16 protein-coding genes and 2 pseudogenes are annotated in these 17,466 nt (G+C 67.8%); 3 read left to right on the top strand and 15 right to left on the bottom strand.

The genetic code is table 11. The features are described 5' to 3' along the window. The first annotated feature begins 93 nt into the window (after positions 1-93). The gene (locus C471_RS15425; RefSeq protein ID WP_004050592.1) at positions 94-372 is read left to right on the top strand and encodes a DUF7111 family protein; all 279 of its coding nucleotides are present in this window, start codon (positions 94-96) and stop codon (positions 370-372) included. Positions 373-412: 40 nt separating this feature from the next. Here C471_RS15425 and C471_RS15430 read toward each other — a convergent pair whose 3' ends face one another. The 4 genes and pseudogenes from C471_RS15430 to C471_RS15440 form a co-directional block, all read right to left on the bottom strand. Continuing rightward, positions 413-1,567, bottom strand: a complete 1,155-nt coding sequence (locus C471_RS15430; protein WP_004050594.1) for a DUF63 family protein — start codon at positions 1,565-1,567, stop codon at positions 413-415. Between the two features lie 73 nt (positions 1,568-1,640). Beyond that, positions 1,641-2,090 carry an Lrp/AsnC family transcriptional regulator gene (locus C471_RS15435; RefSeq protein ID WP_004050595.1) on the bottom strand — a complete coding sequence of 150 codons (450 nt, stop codon included), beginning with the start codon at positions 2,088-2,090 and terminating at the stop codon, positions 1,641-1,643. Between the two features lie 57 nt (positions 2,091-2,147). Continuing rightward, a pseudogene (locus C471_RS17260) lies at positions 2,148-2,384 on the bottom strand (phosphopantothenate/pantothenate synthetase family protein); the annotation flags it as partial. A 32-nt stretch (positions 2,385-2,416) separates the two neighbouring features. After that, positions 2,417-3,025: pseudogene (locus C471_RS15440) on the bottom strand (phosphopantothenate/pantothenate synthetase); the annotation flags it as partial. Positions 3,026-3,137: 112 nt separating this feature from the next. Here C471_RS15440 and C471_RS15445 point away from each other — a divergent pair. Next, positions 3,138-3,374: a hypothetical protein gene (locus tag C471_RS15445; RefSeq protein ID WP_004050596.1), complete on the top strand. Its 237-nt coding sequence runs from the start codon at positions 3,138-3,140 to the stop codon at positions 3,372-3,374. A gap of 61 nt (positions 3,375-3,435) precedes the next feature. Here the strand turns inward: C471_RS15445 and C471_RS15450 are convergent, their stop codons facing one another. Then, complete coding sequence (locus C471_RS15450) at positions 3,436-5,136, bottom strand: acyl-CoA mutase large subunit family protein (RefSeq protein ID WP_004050597.1); 1,701 nt, start codon at positions 5,134-5,136, stop codon at positions 3,436-3,438. A gap of 128 nt (positions 5,137-5,264) precedes the next feature. Here C471_RS15450 and C471_RS15455 point away from each other — a divergent pair, with 128 nt between their 5' ends. Further along, complete coding sequence (locus C471_RS15455; protein ID WP_004050598.1) at positions 5,265-5,630, top strand: hypothetical protein; 366 nt, start codon at positions 5,265-5,267, stop codon at positions 5,628-5,630. A gap of 21 nt (positions 5,631-5,651) precedes the next feature. Here the strand turns inward: C471_RS15455 and C471_RS15460 are convergent, their stop codons facing one another. The 10 genes from C471_RS15460 to C471_RS15505 form a co-directional block, all read right to left on the bottom strand. Further along, a complete protein-coding gene (locus C471_RS15460; RefSeq protein ID WP_004050599.1) occupies positions 5,652-7,346 on the bottom strand; it encodes a potassium transporter TrkG in 1,695 nt (564 codons plus the stop codon). Position 7,347: 1 nt separating this feature from the next. Beyond that, positions 7,348-8,031, bottom strand: coding sequence for a potassium channel family protein (locus tag C471_RS15465; RefSeq protein ID WP_004050600.1), 684 nt, complete (start codon positions 8,029-8,031; stop codon positions 7,348-7,350). Positions 8,032-8,100: 69 nt separating this feature from the next. Next, positions 8,101-10,383, bottom strand: coding sequence for an amino acid permease (locus C471_RS15470; protein ID WP_004050602.1), 2,283 nt, complete (start codon positions 10,381-10,383; stop codon positions 8,101-8,103). Further along, entirely contained in the window at positions 10,380-10,820 is a 441-nt protein-coding gene (locus C471_RS15475) for a universal stress protein (RefSeq protein WP_049909519.1), read from the bottom strand. The genes C471_RS15470 and C471_RS15475 overlap by 4 nt, the downstream gene beginning before the upstream one ends. Before the next feature lie 116 nt (positions 10,821-10,936). Further along, positions 10,937-12,505, bottom strand: a complete 1,569-nt coding sequence (locus tag C471_RS15480; RefSeq protein ID WP_004050606.1) for a TrkH family potassium uptake protein — start codon at positions 12,503-12,505, stop codon at positions 10,937-10,939. Positions 12,506-12,664: 159 nt separating this feature from the next. Continuing rightward, entirely contained in the window at positions 12,665-14,179 is a 1,515-nt protein-coding gene (locus C471_RS15485) for a TrkH family potassium uptake protein (RefSeq protein WP_152421920.1), read from the bottom strand. Between the two features lie 7 nt (positions 14,180-14,186). Then, positions 14,187-15,524 (bottom strand): Trk system potassium transporter TrkA, encoded by a 1,338-nt coding sequence (gene trkA, locus C471_RS15490; protein WP_004050613.1) that lies wholly within the window; start codon positions 15,522-15,524, stop codon positions 14,187-14,189. Positions 15,525-15,608: 84 nt separating this feature from the next. Beyond that, positions 15,609-16,520 carry a mechanosensitive ion channel family protein gene (locus C471_RS15495; protein ID WP_004050615.1) on the bottom strand — a complete coding sequence of 304 codons (912 nt, stop codon included), beginning with the start codon at positions 16,518-16,520 and terminating at the stop codon, positions 15,609-15,611. Then, entirely contained in the window at positions 16,520-16,765 is a 246-nt protein-coding gene (locus tag C471_RS15500) for a YhbY family RNA-binding protein (protein ID WP_004050617.1), read from the bottom strand. The genes C471_RS15495 and C471_RS15500 overlap by 1 nt, the downstream gene beginning before the upstream one ends. 91 nt (positions 16,766-16,856) lie before the next feature. Beyond that, a complete protein-coding gene (locus C471_RS15505; protein WP_004050619.1) occupies positions 16,857-17,360 on the bottom strand; it encodes an SHOCT domain-containing protein in 504 nt (167 codons plus the stop codon). Between the last annotated feature and the right edge of the window lie 106 nt (positions 17,361-17,466).

A 17,466-nucleotide genomic window follows, 5' to 3' on the forward strand; every position in this document is an offset into this window, starting at 1 on the left:
AGGGCCGTGTCGTCCCTTAACCTTACCATCCGGACGGGCGGACCCGGCACAGCCGACCGACAGATACGACAGGGATCGGAGCGTACCGTGCGCATGAGCGACACGACGGGCGACGAGGGGGACGGGATCGCGGCGCGCTACGAGGAGACGGACGGCGAGCGACGCCTCACCTTCGCGGTCGGCGGGGAGGAAGCGACGGTCGCCCAGAACGTCGACGGCTACGCGATGTTGAAGGTCAGACCGGGGCCGACCGGCGACGAGTTAGAGCGGTACTACGGCTTCGACATGGCGCTCGATCACGCCGCCGAACTGCTGGGCGTCGCCGTCGCCGACCTCCCCGTCCCCGAGGCCGCCGCCGACATGGGGATGTGACCTCTCCGGGAATGTGACCTCTCCGGGCATGTGACGCACCTCAGATCCCGAACGTCGCGCGCAGCATGTCCCGGCTTCCGGGGCCGAGGCCGACCGCGAGCACCGTGATGAGCAACAGCAGGGTGTAGCGCGGCGACTCGTCGAACATCTCGCCGTTGAACACCCAGACGACGAACGTCGCCGCGACGAGCTTCACCAGCAGGAACGGCCACGCGTCGCCGGTGACCGAGACGATCGACTGCGGGAGCAGCCGCGCCGTCCAGTCGACGATCAGCTCGTTGACGACGTGTTTCGGGACGAGATTCCCCGTGCCCGTCAGCGCCGGCATCCAGTTGAGCCCGATCACGTTGGCGACGCCGTCGACCGCGTGCCCCCAGATGATGACGATGCCCGCGACGCCGGTCCCCTGCCGGACCTCGGGTACGTACGCGGTCGCGAGCTTCCACGTGACCGCGGTCGCCACGGTCGCGATCCCCAGCGTCAACACGAGGATGATCGGGTAGAACTGGACGTAGTCGGTCGCCGCCGAGAGGTACGAGAGGTAGCCGAACGCGACCGCGAGCCCGACGGCTCCCATCGCGAACAGGGGCCTGGCGTAGTCGTCGACCACGCCCCGGCCGGCGAGCGAGTACGCCGCGAGGACGCACGCGAGCGTGACGCCGAAGACGGTGAAGTAGATGAACGGACTGATCAACACCGCGCTCACCGGAAACGGGATTAGCGGCTCTACGCCCGCCCGCATCGCGGCGACCCCCGAGTCCTCGACGGTGCGGAGGGCGCCGCCGAGAAGCATGAACGGGAACAGCGCGTAGAAGAAGCGCAGTTCGGTGCCGATCTCCAGCCGGCGGAGGAGGAAGACCACGCCGATCAGCATCGCCAGCAGGATGACGACGTAGCTCACGGTCGAGACCGTGGTGTAGCCGGGGAACGCGACGACCTCGCCGGCCTCGACGGCCGCCGAACACGCCGACGAGCTCCCGAGCAGTTCGGTCCCGCCCGCGTCGCGGACCGCGCACTGCGCGCCTTGTCCGTCGGCCGCGACCGGCCCCCAGAAGTACTGCCAGAGGAACCGATCGTACACGATCCGCGGGAAGACCGCGGATCCGACCGCGAGAAGTACCGCGACGGCGCCGACGACCGCCGCCCACGCGCGCTCCGGCGACAGCCCGAACCGCTCCTCGACCCGTGTGCTCATGCTCCCCGTTGGGGTCGTCCCCGAATTGAGGGTTCCGGTCCCGCGTCGCCGCGTCGCCGTTTTGGAGGGACGCTCAGACCGCCGGCCCGTCCGCCTCGTAGTCGGTGCCGAGGATGATCATCGTCTGCGACCGAGAGAATCCCTCCATCTCCGCGACGCGCTCGAACATCAGGTCGCGGAGGCTGTCCGTGTCCGCCGCGACGACCTTGAGGATCACGTCCCAATCGCCGGTGGTCAGGTGGATCTCGCGGACGCCGTCGATCTCGCGGAGCCGCTCCAAGGCGTCCTCCTCGCGGCCCTGTTCGACGCGGAGACCGACGAAGGCGCTGACGCCGTACCCCACCGCCTTCGGGTCGATCGACGCGTGATACCCCTCGATGACGCCCGCCTCTTCCATGCGGTTCACCCGGTCGTGGACGGTCGCGCTGGACATATCGATGCGGCGCGCGACCTCCGAGAACGGTGTCCGAGCGTCCTCCTGTAGGATTCGGAGGATCGACCGGTCCGTCTCGTCGAGTTCCATGCATGCGATACGGTGCCAGAGACCTTTGAACTTCCGACGGCGACTGCCCGAAATTCGTCAGCGAGCGGACGTGTCGTCGGACATCTGGAACGATCCCTCGCGGATGGCGGCCTCCGCCTCGGCGAGCGCCTCGGCGGCGTCGAACGACTCGATCGCGTCTCGGCGCGACGCCGGCGGTGCGTCGGCCAGCTCCCGGGCGTGGGCCGTGACGTTCGGCACCGCCCGGATCAGGTTGTCGATGATCGGTACGTCGGCGGTGCGCGGCGACCGGCTCCCGGGGTTCAGGTCGATCACGATCTCCGTTTTTCCCATCGCGTCGAGCGCCTCGGCGCGGTCGCCGTCCTCCAGCGGGACGACAACCACGTCGGCCGCCTCGATCCCGTCNTCAGGTCGATCACGATCTCCGTTTTTCCCATCGCGTCGAGCGCCTCGGCGCGGTCGCCGTCCTCCAGCGGGACGACAACCACGTCGGCCGCCTCGATCCCGTCGGCGTCGACGACGCCGCGGGCGTGGTCCAGTCCGGGGATCTCGCCGTCGCCCGCGAGCCCCTTCACCTCGTCGGCGCCGTGCTCGCGCAGGTGGTCGGCGATCCGGCGGACGCGCTCGTCGGTGTGGTTGAAGAGGTTCACTTCCACGTCGGCGTCGACAGCCTCGGCGAGTTCGACCGTCTCCGCGGGCGCGAGCGCCGCGACGTTGCCGTTCACCGAGAGCACCGGGCGGTCGGCGTCGAGAAGCGTCGCCGCCGCCGCGCGGGCGGCGGCGTCCGCGCTCGGGAGCGTCCGTTCGCCGAGGAGGTAGTCGAACGCCTCGCCGCGCCCCTGCGCGATGAGCCCCTGCTTCGAGGTGATCCCCTTCTCGACGCCCGCCTCGATCCGGTGGCGCGTCACGAGCGACGCGTAACGCGGGTGGTCCTCGGGAATCTCCGTCTCCGTCATACCCGAGCGAGGCGACGCGCCGATTAAAGTGAACCGTTCGCGGGTTCCGTGTGCAGCTTCGGCACTCACCCACACAAGTGTTAACATGGGTCACTACGTAGCGTCGCACGTGATGGAACGGACTGGCAAGTACACGGTCGTGAAAGCGTGTAACGACCACGGGGCGATCACGCTCCGTGAGTACCCGCGGAACGGGACGCTGTACGTCGTCGAGTACGACGACCCCGACGTGGAGGCCGAGCTGTCGTCGCTCGACGCCGGGTCGGTCGTCGAACTCGATCTCCGGCGGGCGGGTCGCCGGGGCAACGCGTGGTGCGCGGAGTCCGCTCGCGCGGTCGACTCGGCGTGACGCGGGGTACGGAGAGTCCGCCCGTGACCGCCCGTTTCGTCGTCCCTCCGTTCCCGGTTCCTCAGGCCACCCCGATCCGCTCGCGGTAGGTCCCGTGCTCCGCCTCGAACACCGCCATGATCTCGCCCATCGTCGCGTACTCCTTCACCGCCGCGACGATCGCCGGCATGGCGTTCTCGTCGCCGTCGACCGCCGCGCGAACCTCGTCGAGCGCCGCCTCGACCGCGTCGTCGTCGCGCTCCGCCTTCACCGATTCGAGCCGGTCGAGCTGGCGCTCCCGGGTCGTCTCGTCGACGCGGAGCAGGTCGGTCTCCGCGTCTTCCTCGACTCGGTACGCGTTGACGCCGACCACGGTCTCCTCGCCCGAGTCGACCCGCTCCTGGTACTCGTAGGAGGCCTCCTGGATCTCGCGGTGGAAGTACCCCTCCTCGATCCCGCGGAGGACGCCGTCGCGGACCGAGCCGTCGCCCATGTCTCGGATCTCCTCGATGTACGCGGTCGCCTCCGCCTCGACCTCGTCGGTGAGCGCCTCCACCGCGAACGAGCCGCCGAGGGGGTCGACGATGTCGGCGGCGCCCGACTCCTCGGCGATGATCTGCTGGGTGCGGAGCGCGACCCGCACGGCGCGCTCCGATGGGAGCGCGAGCGCCTCATCGAAGGAGTTGGTGTGGAGGCTCTGGGTGCCGCCGAGCACGCCCGCCAGCGCCTGGATCGTGACCCGAACGGCGTTGTTGAGGGGTTGCTGGGCCGTCAGCGACTGCCCCGCGGTCTGGGTGTGGAACTTGAGCCGCTTCGAGGCGTCGGCCTCGGCGCCGTACCACTCGCCCATGATCCGCGCGTAGATCCGACGGGCGGCGCGGAACTTCGCCACCTCCTCGAAGATGGCGTTGTGCGAGTTGAAGAAGAAGGAGAGCTGGGGGGCGAAGTCGTCGACCGCGAGCCCGCGGTCGAGGCAGTCCTCGACGTACGCGAACCCGTCGGCGAGGGTGAACGCGAGTTCTTGGACCGCCGTCGAGCCGGCCTCGCGAATGTGGTACCCCGACACCGAGATGGGCTTGAATTTCGGCGTCTCCCCGACCGCGAACTCGATGGTGTCGGTCACGAGATCGAGGGAGGGCTCCGGCGGGATCACCCACTCCTTCTGCGCGATGAACTCCTTGAGCATGTCGTTCTGGAGGGTCCCCCGGAGCTCATCGCGGGGGACGCCCTGCTGGTCGGCGATGGCGACGTACATCGCGTAGATCACGGGCGCGCTCGGGTTGATCGTGAAGGAGGTGGACACCTCGCCAACGTCGATGCCGTCGAACAGCACCTCCATGTCGCGGAGCGTGTCGACGGCGACGCCCTCCTTGCCGACCTCGCCGAGCGACATCGGATCGTCGGAGTCGAGCCCCATCAGCGAGGGCATGTCGAAGGCGGTCGAGAGCCCGGTCTGGCCCTCGTCGATCAGGTAGCGGAACCGCTCGTTCGTCTCCTCGGCGGTGCCGAACCCCGCGAACTGCCGCATCGTCCACGTCCGCCCGCGATGCATCGTCGGATAGACGCCGCGCGTGTACGGCTCCTCGCCCGGGAAGCCGAGGTCGTCCTCGTAGTCGAGATCGGCCACGTCAGCGGGAGTGTACAGCCGATCGACCTCGCGGTTCGACACCGTCGCGAACCGATCCTGTCGCTCGCCGTGCCTGTCGAGGGTCGGATCGAGCGTCTCCGCCTCCCACTCGGCGTGGGCCTCGCGGATCTCGGAGAGCTCCTCGTCGTCGTACATACCGTCCGCTACCCGTCGGTCGCGTATAAATATTCATTACATTTTAAAAGGTCCGGATCCACAGCCGTTTTTTCCGGGAAACCATCATCCGCGGACTTGTTAAGTACTCTCGGAGTGAAGGCGCGGCTATGACCGACTCTTCGCGGAGCCCGGAACCGCCGGAGGGGCTGTCCGATCGAGTCGTTGCCGACTTGGAGGGCCTATCGCCGAAGCAACTCCGCAAGGCGCTCGTCTTCGCACGAGAGCTGCTTCAGTCACACGAGGCGACCGAGTTTCCGGTCGAGCCGGAACCCGGTGACGATATTCTCCGGGTCACCGAACACGAGGGGTACACGGAAGTCGTGAAGCAGCACTTCTGTGAAGAGGGCTGTGACGACTGTCCCCACGGTCCGTATCTCTACCACGTCACCGACGAAACCCTTCCCGACGGGACTCACGAGACCCACTGGTCGTTTATCGGTCGGGTGAACACCGACGCCGAAGGCGACGACTGAGCCCAGCACGCGGTCACCGTCTCACGGGTTCAGACCGTACAGCGCGGCCCGAGCGAACACGAGGACTGGGATGATCTCCAACCGGCCGATCCACATGTTGAGGACGAACATCCCTTCGGCCAACGGCGACATCGACGGCCCGGTGATCCCCGACGAGAGCCCGACGTTCCCCTGTGCGCTCGCGACCTCGAACAGCGCGTCGGCGTAGCCGAACTCCGGGCCGGCGACGTTGACCAGGACGAGACTCCCGACCACGAGCGCGACCAGCCACAGCAGGGTGACGATCGCGGCCTCGCCGAACTCCCGCTCCATCGTCTCGCGGTCCAGCGTGCGGTCGCCGATGCGCGCGGTGACGACCGCGCTCTTTGGAAGGAACACCCGGGAGAACTGCCACGCGATGCCGCGCGCGACGGTGTATCCGCGAACGATCTTGATCCCGCCGACGGTGGACCCGGCCGCGCCGCCGAGCACCATCGCGCCGACGACTAGCACCTTGGCACCGGCGAGCCAGCGGCCGATCGGCGCCGACTGGAAGCCGGTACAGGTCAGGGCGCTGATCCACTGGAACGTCGAGTCACGAACCGCGTCGAGCTGCGCGCCGTCGAGCAGCGGCACGGGAACAGAGAGAAACGATTCCGTCGCAAACGCGTCGGCGGTCGTCGAGACGGACGCGACGTTCTGTACCGAGAGCACGAGGACGCCGGCCCCGAGCAGCGCGAACAGCCACCGGGTCTGGAGGTCCGCGATCAGTTCGCGGACGTTCCGATCTCGAAGGACCACGTAGTGGATCGGGAACGCGATCGCGCCGAGGATCATGATCGGCAGCAGCGCGGCCTCGACCAGCGGCGAGCCGTACGTCGCGATCGAGTTGTCCGTGACCGAGAACCCGCCGGTCGTGAGCCCCGTCATCGCGTGGTTGAGGGCCTGCCACGCGGTCTCGCCGACCGACAGCGACTCGGCGTACGCGCTCTCACTCGCGCGGATCGCAGCGAACAGCAATGCGAACGCCAACAGAGTGTACGCGACGACGAGCTTCCAGACCGTCCGAACGGTGGAGACGACGCTCGGGTGGATCTTCCGCTCGCGGGCCTCGCTCCGGTAGAGCGCGTAGCTCCCGCTCCCCGGACGCGAGAGGATGGAGACGGTGAGAACGATGACGCCGACGCCGCCGACCCACTGAATGAACGACCGCCACCACTGCACCGCCCGCGGCAGCGACGGCTCGTGGATCGCCATCGTCAGCCCGCTCCCGGTCCAGCCGCTCATGCTCTCGAAGAAGGCGTGGAGCGGATCGCGGAAGTAGGCAAGACTGGAGAGGGTCGTGGTCCCGCCGACGCCGATCGGTTCCCACGACGACGTGTCCACCGCGGCGGGGACGAAGGCGTCCATGACCGCCGCCGGCGTCACCCACGCCGTGAGGAACAGCGGGAGGGCGCCGAAGACGGCGACCATGAGCCAGCCCCCGGCGGCGATCACCATGCCGTGTTTCATCTTCGGCTCCGGGGCGTCGGCGAACCGTCGGTTGGCGAGGCCGCCGACGAGGGACGTCACGCCGCCCGCGACGAGGAAGCCGAGGGCCGCGTGAAGCTCGCCGAACGCGAGGGCGACGGCGACCGAGACGGTCATCAGTCCGGCCTCCATCAGGAGGAGCGATCCGATGTCCCGAGCGATCACCGCCAGATCGCTCGGAACTCCGCGGCCGTTCCATACGGCCATCTCAGGCGTGGTCCTCCGGATGGCCGAACACGTCCGTCACCTCGGGCGTCACGCCGCTCCCCGAGTACACCGTGAGCAGGTCGCCGGCCTCGATACGCGTGTTCCCCCGCGGCGTTATCGGCGTGTCCGCGCCGTCGCGCTCGACGGCGACGATCAGCGTCTGTCCGCCCATGAGGTCCGCCTCATCCGCCTCGCGTAGCGTCTTGCCGGCGATCGGCGCGTCGGCTCCGACGGTGATCTCGAACACCTCCGCCTCCTCGCCGATGTGCATGAAGTCGACGACGGAGGGTCGACTCACCGCGCGATACAGGTACTCCGCGATCAGGCTTTGCGGATTCTGCATCGTGTTGACGCCGATCTGTTCGAACACGCTCATGTGTTCGGGGTTGTGAACGACGGAGACGATGTTCGGGACCGACAGCTCCTGTGCCAGCAGACAGACCATGATGTTCGTCGCGTCCTGATCCGTCGTCGAGATGAGGGCGTCTGCGCGGTCGGCCCCGGCGTCCTGCAGGGTCTCCTTCGACGTCGCGTCGTCGTTGAGAACGAGACAGTCGTACTGCCTCGACGCCCGCTCGGCACGGTCTTCGTCGCGCTCGATGACGACAACCTCGTTCCCGCTTTCGGTCGCGAGTTCGACGAGCGGCGTTCCGATGTCGCCCGCGCCCACGACGATCAGATACATGTGACTGCGTTTCTGAAGCGACCACCGAAAGGCTACCGCTCTGTACGAAACTCAGTGCGTCGGACGTTCTCAGCGCTCGCCGAACAGTCGCTCGCGGAGCGACCGCGAGGAGGGGCGCTCAGAGAGCAGTACCGGCGTGTCGAGGCTCTCGATCGTCTCGAACGCCAGCGAGCCGCGGACGATCCGCGACAGCAGGCCGCGCTCGGTCGCGCCGACGATCACGAGGTCGTACTCCTCCCCGAGCCGACCGATCGTCCGTTCGACGTCGCCGGTCTCGATACGGAGGGTCGCGTCGCCCAGTCCGTGGCCGTCGGCCCAGCCCGAGAGGAACTCGCGGCCGGACTCTTCCTCGCCCGAATCGGCGACGTACAGCAGCGAGACGTCCACACCGACCGTCTCTCGGAGCGCCCTCGCGACCTCCGCGGAGAGGTCGGAGGAGGGACCGCCGGCGGTCGGCACGAGCACGTCCGATAAGTCCAACCGCTGGCCGTCTAAGACGAGGAAGTCGCACGGGAGGTCGTGGGTGAGCTCGTCGAGGGAGCCCTCGACGCGCCCGCCCGCGAACCGCGTCCCGCCGTAGCCCATCACGACGGTGTCGGCGGCGTTCGTGCGCGCGGCGTCGAACACCTCCTCGATCCCCCGGTGCGAGAGGATCGTCTTCGTCTCGATCGGCACGTCGAACGCCTCGGCGTCGGCGGCGGCCGCGGCGAGCAGCTCCTCCGAGGACTGGTCGAGCCCGCTCCGGTTCTCGGCGGCCGTCTCGAGCGAGGTCTGGTCGGGGACGGTGACGATGTGCGTCGCGAGCACGCGGCCGCCCTCGTGTTGCGCGATCGCCCCGGCCAGCGTGATGAGCGCGCTCTCGGTCCGCGGGTTCGACACCGCGACCATGATCGTCGGCCCCTCGTCTCCGGTTCCGTTCGGGGCGACCGCGTCGGCGGCGCCCACGACCTGGTCCGGCAGTTCGCTCTCGCGGCTCCGGATGTGCTCGGAGAGTAGGCCCTGCTTGTCTGTCTTGTTGCGGGCGTAGACGAAGTACCACGCCACGGCGGCGACGACGAACGCGCCCGACAGCGCGATCTCGATCCCGTCCATGAACGCGACGAGCCCGAGCGACAACACCGCCCCGAGTATCGGGGTCAGCGGGTAGAACGGGACGGTGAAGTCCGGGTCGTACTCCGGCACGTCGGCCTCGCGGAAGACGATGAGCCCCACGTTCATCAGCGCGTACACGATGAGGTGGAGCACGCTGGCGGCCTTCGAGAGGATCTCGATGTCGCGGCCCAGGAGCGCGATGAAGACCACGATGAGCCCGCCCGTCACGAGGATCGACCGGTACGGCGTCGCGTAGTTGGGGTGGATCTGGTTGAGCCAGTTGGTGACGATCTTGTCGCGCCCCATCGCGAAGTTGATCCGGGCCGACGCGAGGATCGAGGCGTTCGCCGACGAGGCGGTCGCCAGCAGTGCGCCGACGGTCATCACCGCGGCCGCACCGCCTGCGACGCCGGTGACGGGACCGATCGACTCGGGGAAGGCCACGCGGGCCGCCTGCGCCACCGGCGCGTCCTGACTGAGCTCCGGCCACGGGACGACGCCGAGCATCGTCGTCACGAGGATCGCGTAGATCACGGTGACGATGCCGACGCTCCCGATGATCGCGATCGGGAGGTTCCGACCGGGGTTCTTCAGCTCCTCGGCGACCGTCGCGATCTTCGCGTACCCGAGGAAGGAAACGAACACGAGCGCGGTCCCGGGGAGGATCGCCCCGTAGCCGCCCGGCGCGAGCCCGCCCTCGTTGCCCGCGAGCGTCGCGTAGTCGAAGGAGAAGAAGCCGGCGACCGAGAAGACCGCGAGGATCGAGAGCAGAAGGCCGACGATCACCGTCTGGACCCCGCCGGTCTCCTTCGCGCCGACGTAGTTCACGCCGATGAAGACCGCGCCGGCGACGAGCGCGCCCACCTGTATCGCGTTGAGCCCCGGGATCGTCGGGAGGTCGACGAACACCGCGAGGTACTGGCCGAACCCGATGGAGTAGAACGCGGAGGCGAACGCGAGCCCCATCCAGTCGCCCATCCCGGCGATCGATCCGAACATCGGACCGAGCGACTTGTTGATGTAGTAGTAGCCGCCGCCGGCCTTCGGCATGGCAGTGCCGAGCTCAGAGACTGAGAGCGCATTCACCATCGCGATCACGCCGCCGACGACGAACGACACGACGACGATGGGACCGGCACCGCCGTCGGCGTTGACGGCGACGCCCGGGAGGACGAAGATCCCCGCCCCGATCATCGTTCCGATCCCGATCGTCATCGCGGAGACCAGCCCCAGGTCCTTTGCGAGTTCCTCGTCGCTCATTCTTCGTCGTCCACCCGGGGGAGCGCAACGACAGGAAGGGGTGCGTTCGTTACGAGCTTCAGCGAGATGTCGCCGGAGAGGAACTGCATGAGACGGTTCCCGCCGCGAGAACGGTAGGCGACGGCGCTCGCGTCGACCTTCTCGGCGGCGTCGAATATCGCACCGACGATGTCGCGAGCGTACGCGGTGTGTTCGTCGGCGTCCGGGAACACCGTCCGGACCGCGGCGTAGGACTCCGCGGCGAGCTCCTCGGACTGCTCGACGGGCGTCTTGTCCGGGACACCCCCGCCTTTCTCGACGACGTGCAACGCGGTCACGCGCTCGGGATCGTAGGGTTCGAGCGCTCTCGCCGTCGCCAGCGCGTCCTCCTCGTGAGCGACCGGGAGGAGCACGTGGCCGAGCAGGTCCTGACCGCCGGTCTCGTCGGTGCTCGTCATGTCCGCCATTATTCGCCCGTCAGTTAAGAAGATACGCTCTCTCGGCTCCGATAAGTAGCGCGTTGGAAAACGCGTCTAATAGAGTTAAAACCCGTTAAACGAGACTTCAGCTGGCGTTAGCGGGTGTCGATCGCAGAGATGAACACCGCGAGCACCGGAACGATCTCTAGCCGTCCGATCCACATCAGGAACACCATCAGGAGCTTCGACGTGTCGGGGAAGAAGAGGTAGCTCCCGAAGGGCCCGAGCCGGCCGAAGCCCGGCCCGATGTTCCCGATCGTCGCGAGCGACGCGCTCGTTGACTCCAGCATCGTCAGCTGGGTCCCGATCCGCGCGGCGTCGAGCGAGAGGAACACCGCCGAGACGCCGAATAAGACGAGGTACAAGATGGTGAACGCCATGATGCCCCGGATCGCGTCCTCGTCCACGACGCTCCCGCTGAGCCGGATCGGCTGCACGACGTCCGGATGTGCAGAGGTGAACAGCTCTCTCCGGATCGCCTTCCCGACGATGAGCCACCGGACGATCTTGACGCCGCCGCCGGTCGACCCGGCGGAGCCTCCGATGAACATCGCGAACATGAGGAATATCTGCGCGTCGGTGTCCCACTGCGCGAAGTCGGCGGTCGCGTACCCCGTGGAGTTCAGCAGCGACCCGATCTGGAACGCGGCCTGTCGGAGCGAGTTCTCGGCGACGCCCTGCGTCGCGCCGCCCAGCTCGATGGCCGGCGCCGCGCCGCGAAACAGGAGCACCGCGAGAACGGCGGTCACGACTGCGAGCGCGCCGGCGTACGCGCGGAACTCCGCGTTCTTCAGCATCACCTTGGCCTCGCCGCGCAGCACGTGCCAGAACAGGGCGAAGTTGACGCCGGCGACGACCATGAACGGAATGACGACCCACTGGACGGCGGCCGAGAACGCCGCGATGCTGTCGGCCTCTGGTGAAAATCCGCCCGTCGGGAGGGTAGTGAAGCCGTGAGCCACCGCGTTGTACAGGCCCATGTTCGGCGCCATCCCAAAGACGTGGAGCCCGTACAGGATGACGATGTAGACGACGGTGAAGCCGAAGTAGATGAGCCAGAGCGCGCGCGCCGTCTCCGCGATCTTCGGCGTGAGCTTCTGGAGCTCCGGCCCGGGCGCCTCCGACTCCATCAGCTGGGCGCCGTTGACCGCGACCTCGGGCAGGATGGCGATCATCAGGACGATGATCCCCATCCCGCCGAGCCACTGCGTGAGCTGGCGCCACATCAGTACGGCGTGTGAGTGGCGGTCGGTGCTGATCTCGCCGAGGACGGTCGCGCCCGTGGTGGTGAACCCGCTCATCGACTCGAAGAGGGCGTTGACGATTGACCCCGTGAGCGCGCCGATCGACCCGGTCTGGAGCCCGATCGTCGACTCCGTCCCGTAGCCGGCAAGCAGGTACGGAACGGTGCCGATCGCCGCGGCCGCGATCCACGCGAGCGAGACGAAAAGCAGCGCCTCGCGGGGTCCGAGATCCGGATCAGGGTCGACCCGCTCGACGGCGAACCCGATCGCGGCGACGATCGCCATCGAGACGAGGAACACCCAGATGTCCTCGCCGTACACGAGCGCCACGACAAGCGGCACCAGCATCGTGACGGCGAGGTACTTGATCCCGACCCCGAGAAGCCCCACGCTCGCCTTCCAGTTGACGCCCCACGACATAATTACTCGATCGATATGGCAGTAGCCCGTTCGCTGTATTAAACTGTCGAAGGGGGGACGATCGGCGGCCGAGTCGGGGTCACGACGTCCAGAACGCCTTCGTGAACAGCACGAGCACGGGGATGATCTCGATCCGACCGATCCACATGAGGACGATCATCACGGCTCGGGNCACGACGTCCAGAACGCCTTCGTGAACAGCACGAGCACGGGGATGATCTCGATCCGACCGATCCACATGAGGACGATCATCACGGCTCGGGTGCTCAGCGGGAAGGTCGCGAACGTCCCGTACGGCCCCGCGTCCCCGAACGCCGGACCGATGTTGAGGAACGTCGTCGCCGCCGCGCCGAGCGCCTCGAACTCGTCCACGCGGAGGTTCGCCCGCTCGGCGTCGACGACGATGACCACGGTGAGCAGAAAGAAGATGACGACGCTCAAGAGGAGGTACGCGTAGATGTCGCGGATCGCCCCCTCGTCGATCGGCTTCTCCGAGATCCGGACCGGCCGCACCGCCTCCGGGTGGATCGCGGTATAGAGGTTCCGCTTGAACGACTTCAGCGCGACGAGCCACCGGAGCGACTTGATCGAGCAGGTGGTCGAGCCGACCATCCCCCCGATGAACATCCCCATGAACAGCATGTGCTTGGCCGCGGGCGCCCACAGCACGTAGTCGGTGCTCGCGTACCCCGTCGTCGTCACGATCGACGCGACGTTGAAGACGGCGTGGCGGATCGTCCCCTCGGCGCCGAAGGTGGTACTCGGATCGAGGAACAGCCCGAGGGCGACGATCGACGCGAGCGTCCCCATCGCGCCGAGGTAGAAGTGGAACTCCTCGTTTTTTAAGAGGCGCATCGGCTCGCCGTTGATCGCGAAGTAGATGAGCACGAAGCTGGTCGAGCCGATCACCATGAACGGGACGACCGCCCACTGGATGAGGGGGTGGAACGCGCCGATGGAATCCGGCTCCGGCGAGAACCCGGCGGTCGCGACCGACGTGAACGCGTGCGCGACCGCGTTGTACAGGTCCATCTGCGGGTCGACGGCGAGGCCGAGCAGGAAGTAGACGGCGATCGCGAGCCCGGTGAGCCCGAAGTAGATGCCCCAGATGAGCTGTGCGGTCCGCGAGATCTTCGGCGTGAGCTTGTTGACGTCTTGGGTCTGCGACTCCGACTCCATCAGCTGCGCCCCACCGACGCCGATCTCGGAGAGCACCGCGGTCGCTAAGATCAGGATCCCGAGCCCCCCGAGCCACTGGATCACCTGCCGCCACATCAGGACCGAGCGGGAGTGGAGCGAGAAGTCCCGAAGGACGGTCGCCCCGGTGGTCGTCAGCCCGCTCATCGCCTCGAACATCGCGTTCACCGGGTGGGCGACCGTCCCGACGTCCGCGACGACGAACGGGATCGCGCCGACCGCGGCGACGAGGAACCAGATCATCGCGACCGCGAGGAACGCCTCGCGGGGGCCGAGGTCGACCTCCGGGTCCTGCACCGATCGGAAGGCCGCTCCGAGCGCGAGCGAGACCGCTATCGCCGCGAGGAAGGGGAGGGGAGACTCGCCGTAGTACAGCGCGACGAGTAGCGGGAACGCCAGCGGGACGGGCAGGGCCGCGAGGACGTCGCCGGTGAGCCCCACGCTCGCGCGCCAGCCGACCCGGATTGTGGTCCTCACGGGCGGGTTACGCCATCGAGGCGATCTTCCCCACGGAGTCCGAGTCCACGAGCAGGATCACGTGGTCTCCGGCCTGGAGCACGGTGTCCCCGCGGGGGGTGACCAGCTTGTGATCGCGCGTGATCGCGCCGATGACGAACCGCGCGTCGCTCTCGGCGACGATATCGGAGATCGGCCGGCCGGTGAGCCCGCACCCCTCGGTGAGTTCGAGTTCGAGGACCTCGGCCTGGTCGTTTTCGAGGACAGCGATGTTCTCCGCGACGCTCTCGTAGGTGAACCGCGTGATCTCCTCCGCGGTCACCGTGCGGGGGTTGATCGCGATGTCGATCCCGATCTCCTCGAAGACGGTGACGTAGTCCGGGCTGTCGACCACCGCGATCACTCGGTTGACCCCCAGTCGCTTGGCGAGGACGGAGACGAGCAGGTTCTTCTCGTCGGAGCGGAGCGCGGTGACGAGGATGTCGGCGTCGTCGACGTGCTCGCGGGAGAGGAACTCGGTGTCGGTGGCGTCGTGCTCCATCACGACCGTGTTCGGGAGGTTCTCCGCGAGCCACCGCGCCCGGTCGGCGTCCCGCTCGATCAGCCGCGGCTTGAAGTCGCGCTCTTCGAGGAGCCGGGCGGTCTGGTAGCCGATCTCGCTCCCCCCGACGACGACGATCTCGTCGGCGCGACCGGGTGTCGCCTCCGGGGCCACGTCGGTCGCGAACGACTGGACGCTCTCCGGGCTCCCGATGACGACGGCGCGGTCTCCGACGGCGATGTCCGTGTCGCCGCGCGGGATGGTCATCTCGCCGTCGCGGAACAGCCCCACGAAGGTGAGCGACTCGAAGCGGTCGGCCTCCGAGACGGTCTGTCCGGCGACGGGGCTCCCCTCCGCGATCTCGAACTCGGCCATCTGGACCAGGCCGCTGGCGAAGGGGTCGACGTCGATCGCCGCCGGGAGCCCGATGACGCGGACGATGTTCTCGGCGGTGAGCAGGTCGGTACACACCATGAAGTCGACGCCGAACGCGCCCTCGTCGCCCTCCCACGTCCGGAGGTACTCGGTGCTCTTCACGCGGGCGATGGTGAACGCGTCGCCGAGCGTCTTCGCGGCCCCGCAGGCGACGAGATTCGTCTGGTCGTTGTCGGTGCAGGCGATGACCATGTCGGCCCGTCCGACGTCGGCGGCCGTCTGTATCTCCGAGGTGGTCCCGTCGCCGGCGATGGTGAGCACGTCGAGTTCGTACTTGAGCTGGTCCGCTCGGTCCGGATCGACGTCGACGACGACGACCTCGTGGTCCGACGCGAGACTCGCAGCGATGCTCGTCCCGACCTCGCCGGCCCCGATGACGACCACATGCATGGGCACAACCAGATACCCGACCCTCAAGTTCGTTACTATCGGGAGCCGGGCGGGCCGCCGCGAGAGACCGCGTTCGACGGGCGCCTACGACTCCCCGCCGAACGACGAGGGATCCGTCCACTCGTTGCGCCCCGAGACCGTGCGTTGCGGGAACGGGATCGAGATGTCCTCCTCGTCGAACCGCTGCTTGACGGCCTTCACGTAGTCGGCACGCGCCTTCACGAAGTCGGCGCGTGAGGGGTCGTCGATCCAGATCCGCGACTGCAGGCCGACGTACGAGTCGGCGAGTTCGGTCAGCCGCACCGAGGGCGCGGGGTCGTCGAGGATGGCGTCGCTCCGCTCGGCCTCCTCGACGATGATGTCGGTCGCTTTGTCCACGTCGTCCTCGTAGTCGATCCCGAAGACGAACTTCAGCCGCAGCGTCTTCTTCGCGACCGGGTTCTTCACCACGTCGCTCGTCAGCGTGTGGTTCGGCACCGTGAGCAGTTCGTTGTCGAAGGTGCGCACGCGGGTGACGCGGAAGGAGATGTCCTCGACGACGCCCGAGTTCCCCTGCCACTCGATCCAGTCGCCGATGCGGAACGGCTTGTCAGTGTAGATGAACACGCCCGCGACGAAGTTCTTGATCACGTCCTGGAGCGCGAAGCCGATCGCGAGCGTCGCCGCGGCGGCGATCGTCGCCAGCGAGCGCAGGAACCCCTGATAGCCCGCTGCGCCGAACGCGACGGTGACGCCCGCGAACAGCACGAGGAACGCGACGATCTTCTGGAGCGGGCGCCGCGCGTGCTCGTCGAGGCCCTGTCTGTCGAAGACCCGACGGAGGAGCGGGCCGATGAGAACCTTATAAAGGACGTACGTGGCGACGACGACGGCGAGGAAGATCGCGGCGTCGACGACGAGCCCGGTCAGCGGGCCGAGGTACGGCTCCAGCGTCCCCGCGATCGCGACGACTCCGCCCGCGTCGGCCGTTCCGCCCGCGCCGCCCGCGCCGCTCATCAGTGCAGCACCGCCGTGTTCCCACGGGTCTCGATCAGGTCGGCGCCGACAGCGTCGGCCAGTTCCGCGGCGAGCTCGTCGGTCGTGGTCCCGCCCCGCGCGGCTCGGAGGAACTTCACCTTCACGAGCTTGCGGTCGTCGAGCTGGTCGTCGAGCTCGTCGACGACCGAATCGATGCCGTGTTTCCCGACCCAGACGGTGACGTCCAGGTCGTGCGCCTCCTTGCGAAGCTGTTGGTCGCTCATACGCGGTAGAGTCGACCGCGCGCATTGAAGCTTGAGGTTTGCTGGCCGGTCAAGAGGGGTCGCGGGCGCTCTCACAGCGGCAGTCGACGCCTCAGCGTTCGCGCTCGACGCCGCGGTCGGACTCCGACTCGCTCCGGCGGCTCCGTTCGACGTACTCGGCGGCGTCCTCGGGCGTCTCGGTCTCCAACAGCCGGTCGAGCTTTCGCTCGAACTGCTCGTCGGTGAGGTCGCCGTTCGCGTACCGGGTGCGGAGCCGGTCGAGCGCGTCGGTCGTGTCGCCGCGTCCGACATCGTCGCGGTTGCGGTCCCCGCTTCGATCGCGTCCCGCGTGCCGGCTCAGCTCCCGCTCTCGGTCGCGCTCACTCTCCGGGTCTGTCTCCCGCCCCGCTGTCCGGTCGGCGCCGCCCCACGCCGACTCCTCCTCGTCGAACAACATCGAGACAACCGGGACGATCACGATGTAGCCGAACAGCATCAGCGGGAGCCACCAGCCGAAATCGAGCAGCAGCGCCGCGAGCCACGTCCCCGTCACCGCCGTGGCGGCGATGCCGCTCGCGTTCCGTCGGAACCGTTCGCGCGTGGAGGTGTCCGTCATCGACGTACCGGTCCGCGCCGAGTGCCAAAGTCGTGTCGGCGCGTGGAGATGAGGTCCGGGCGGTCGACCCCGATAATTAGACTAGTCTAATCTTTTTCTTTGACCA

The organism is Halorubrum saccharovorum DSM 1137 (assembly GCF_000337915.1).
GTDB lineage: Archaea > Halobacteriota > Halobacteria > Halobacteriales > Haloferacaceae > Halorubrum > Halorubrum saccharovorum.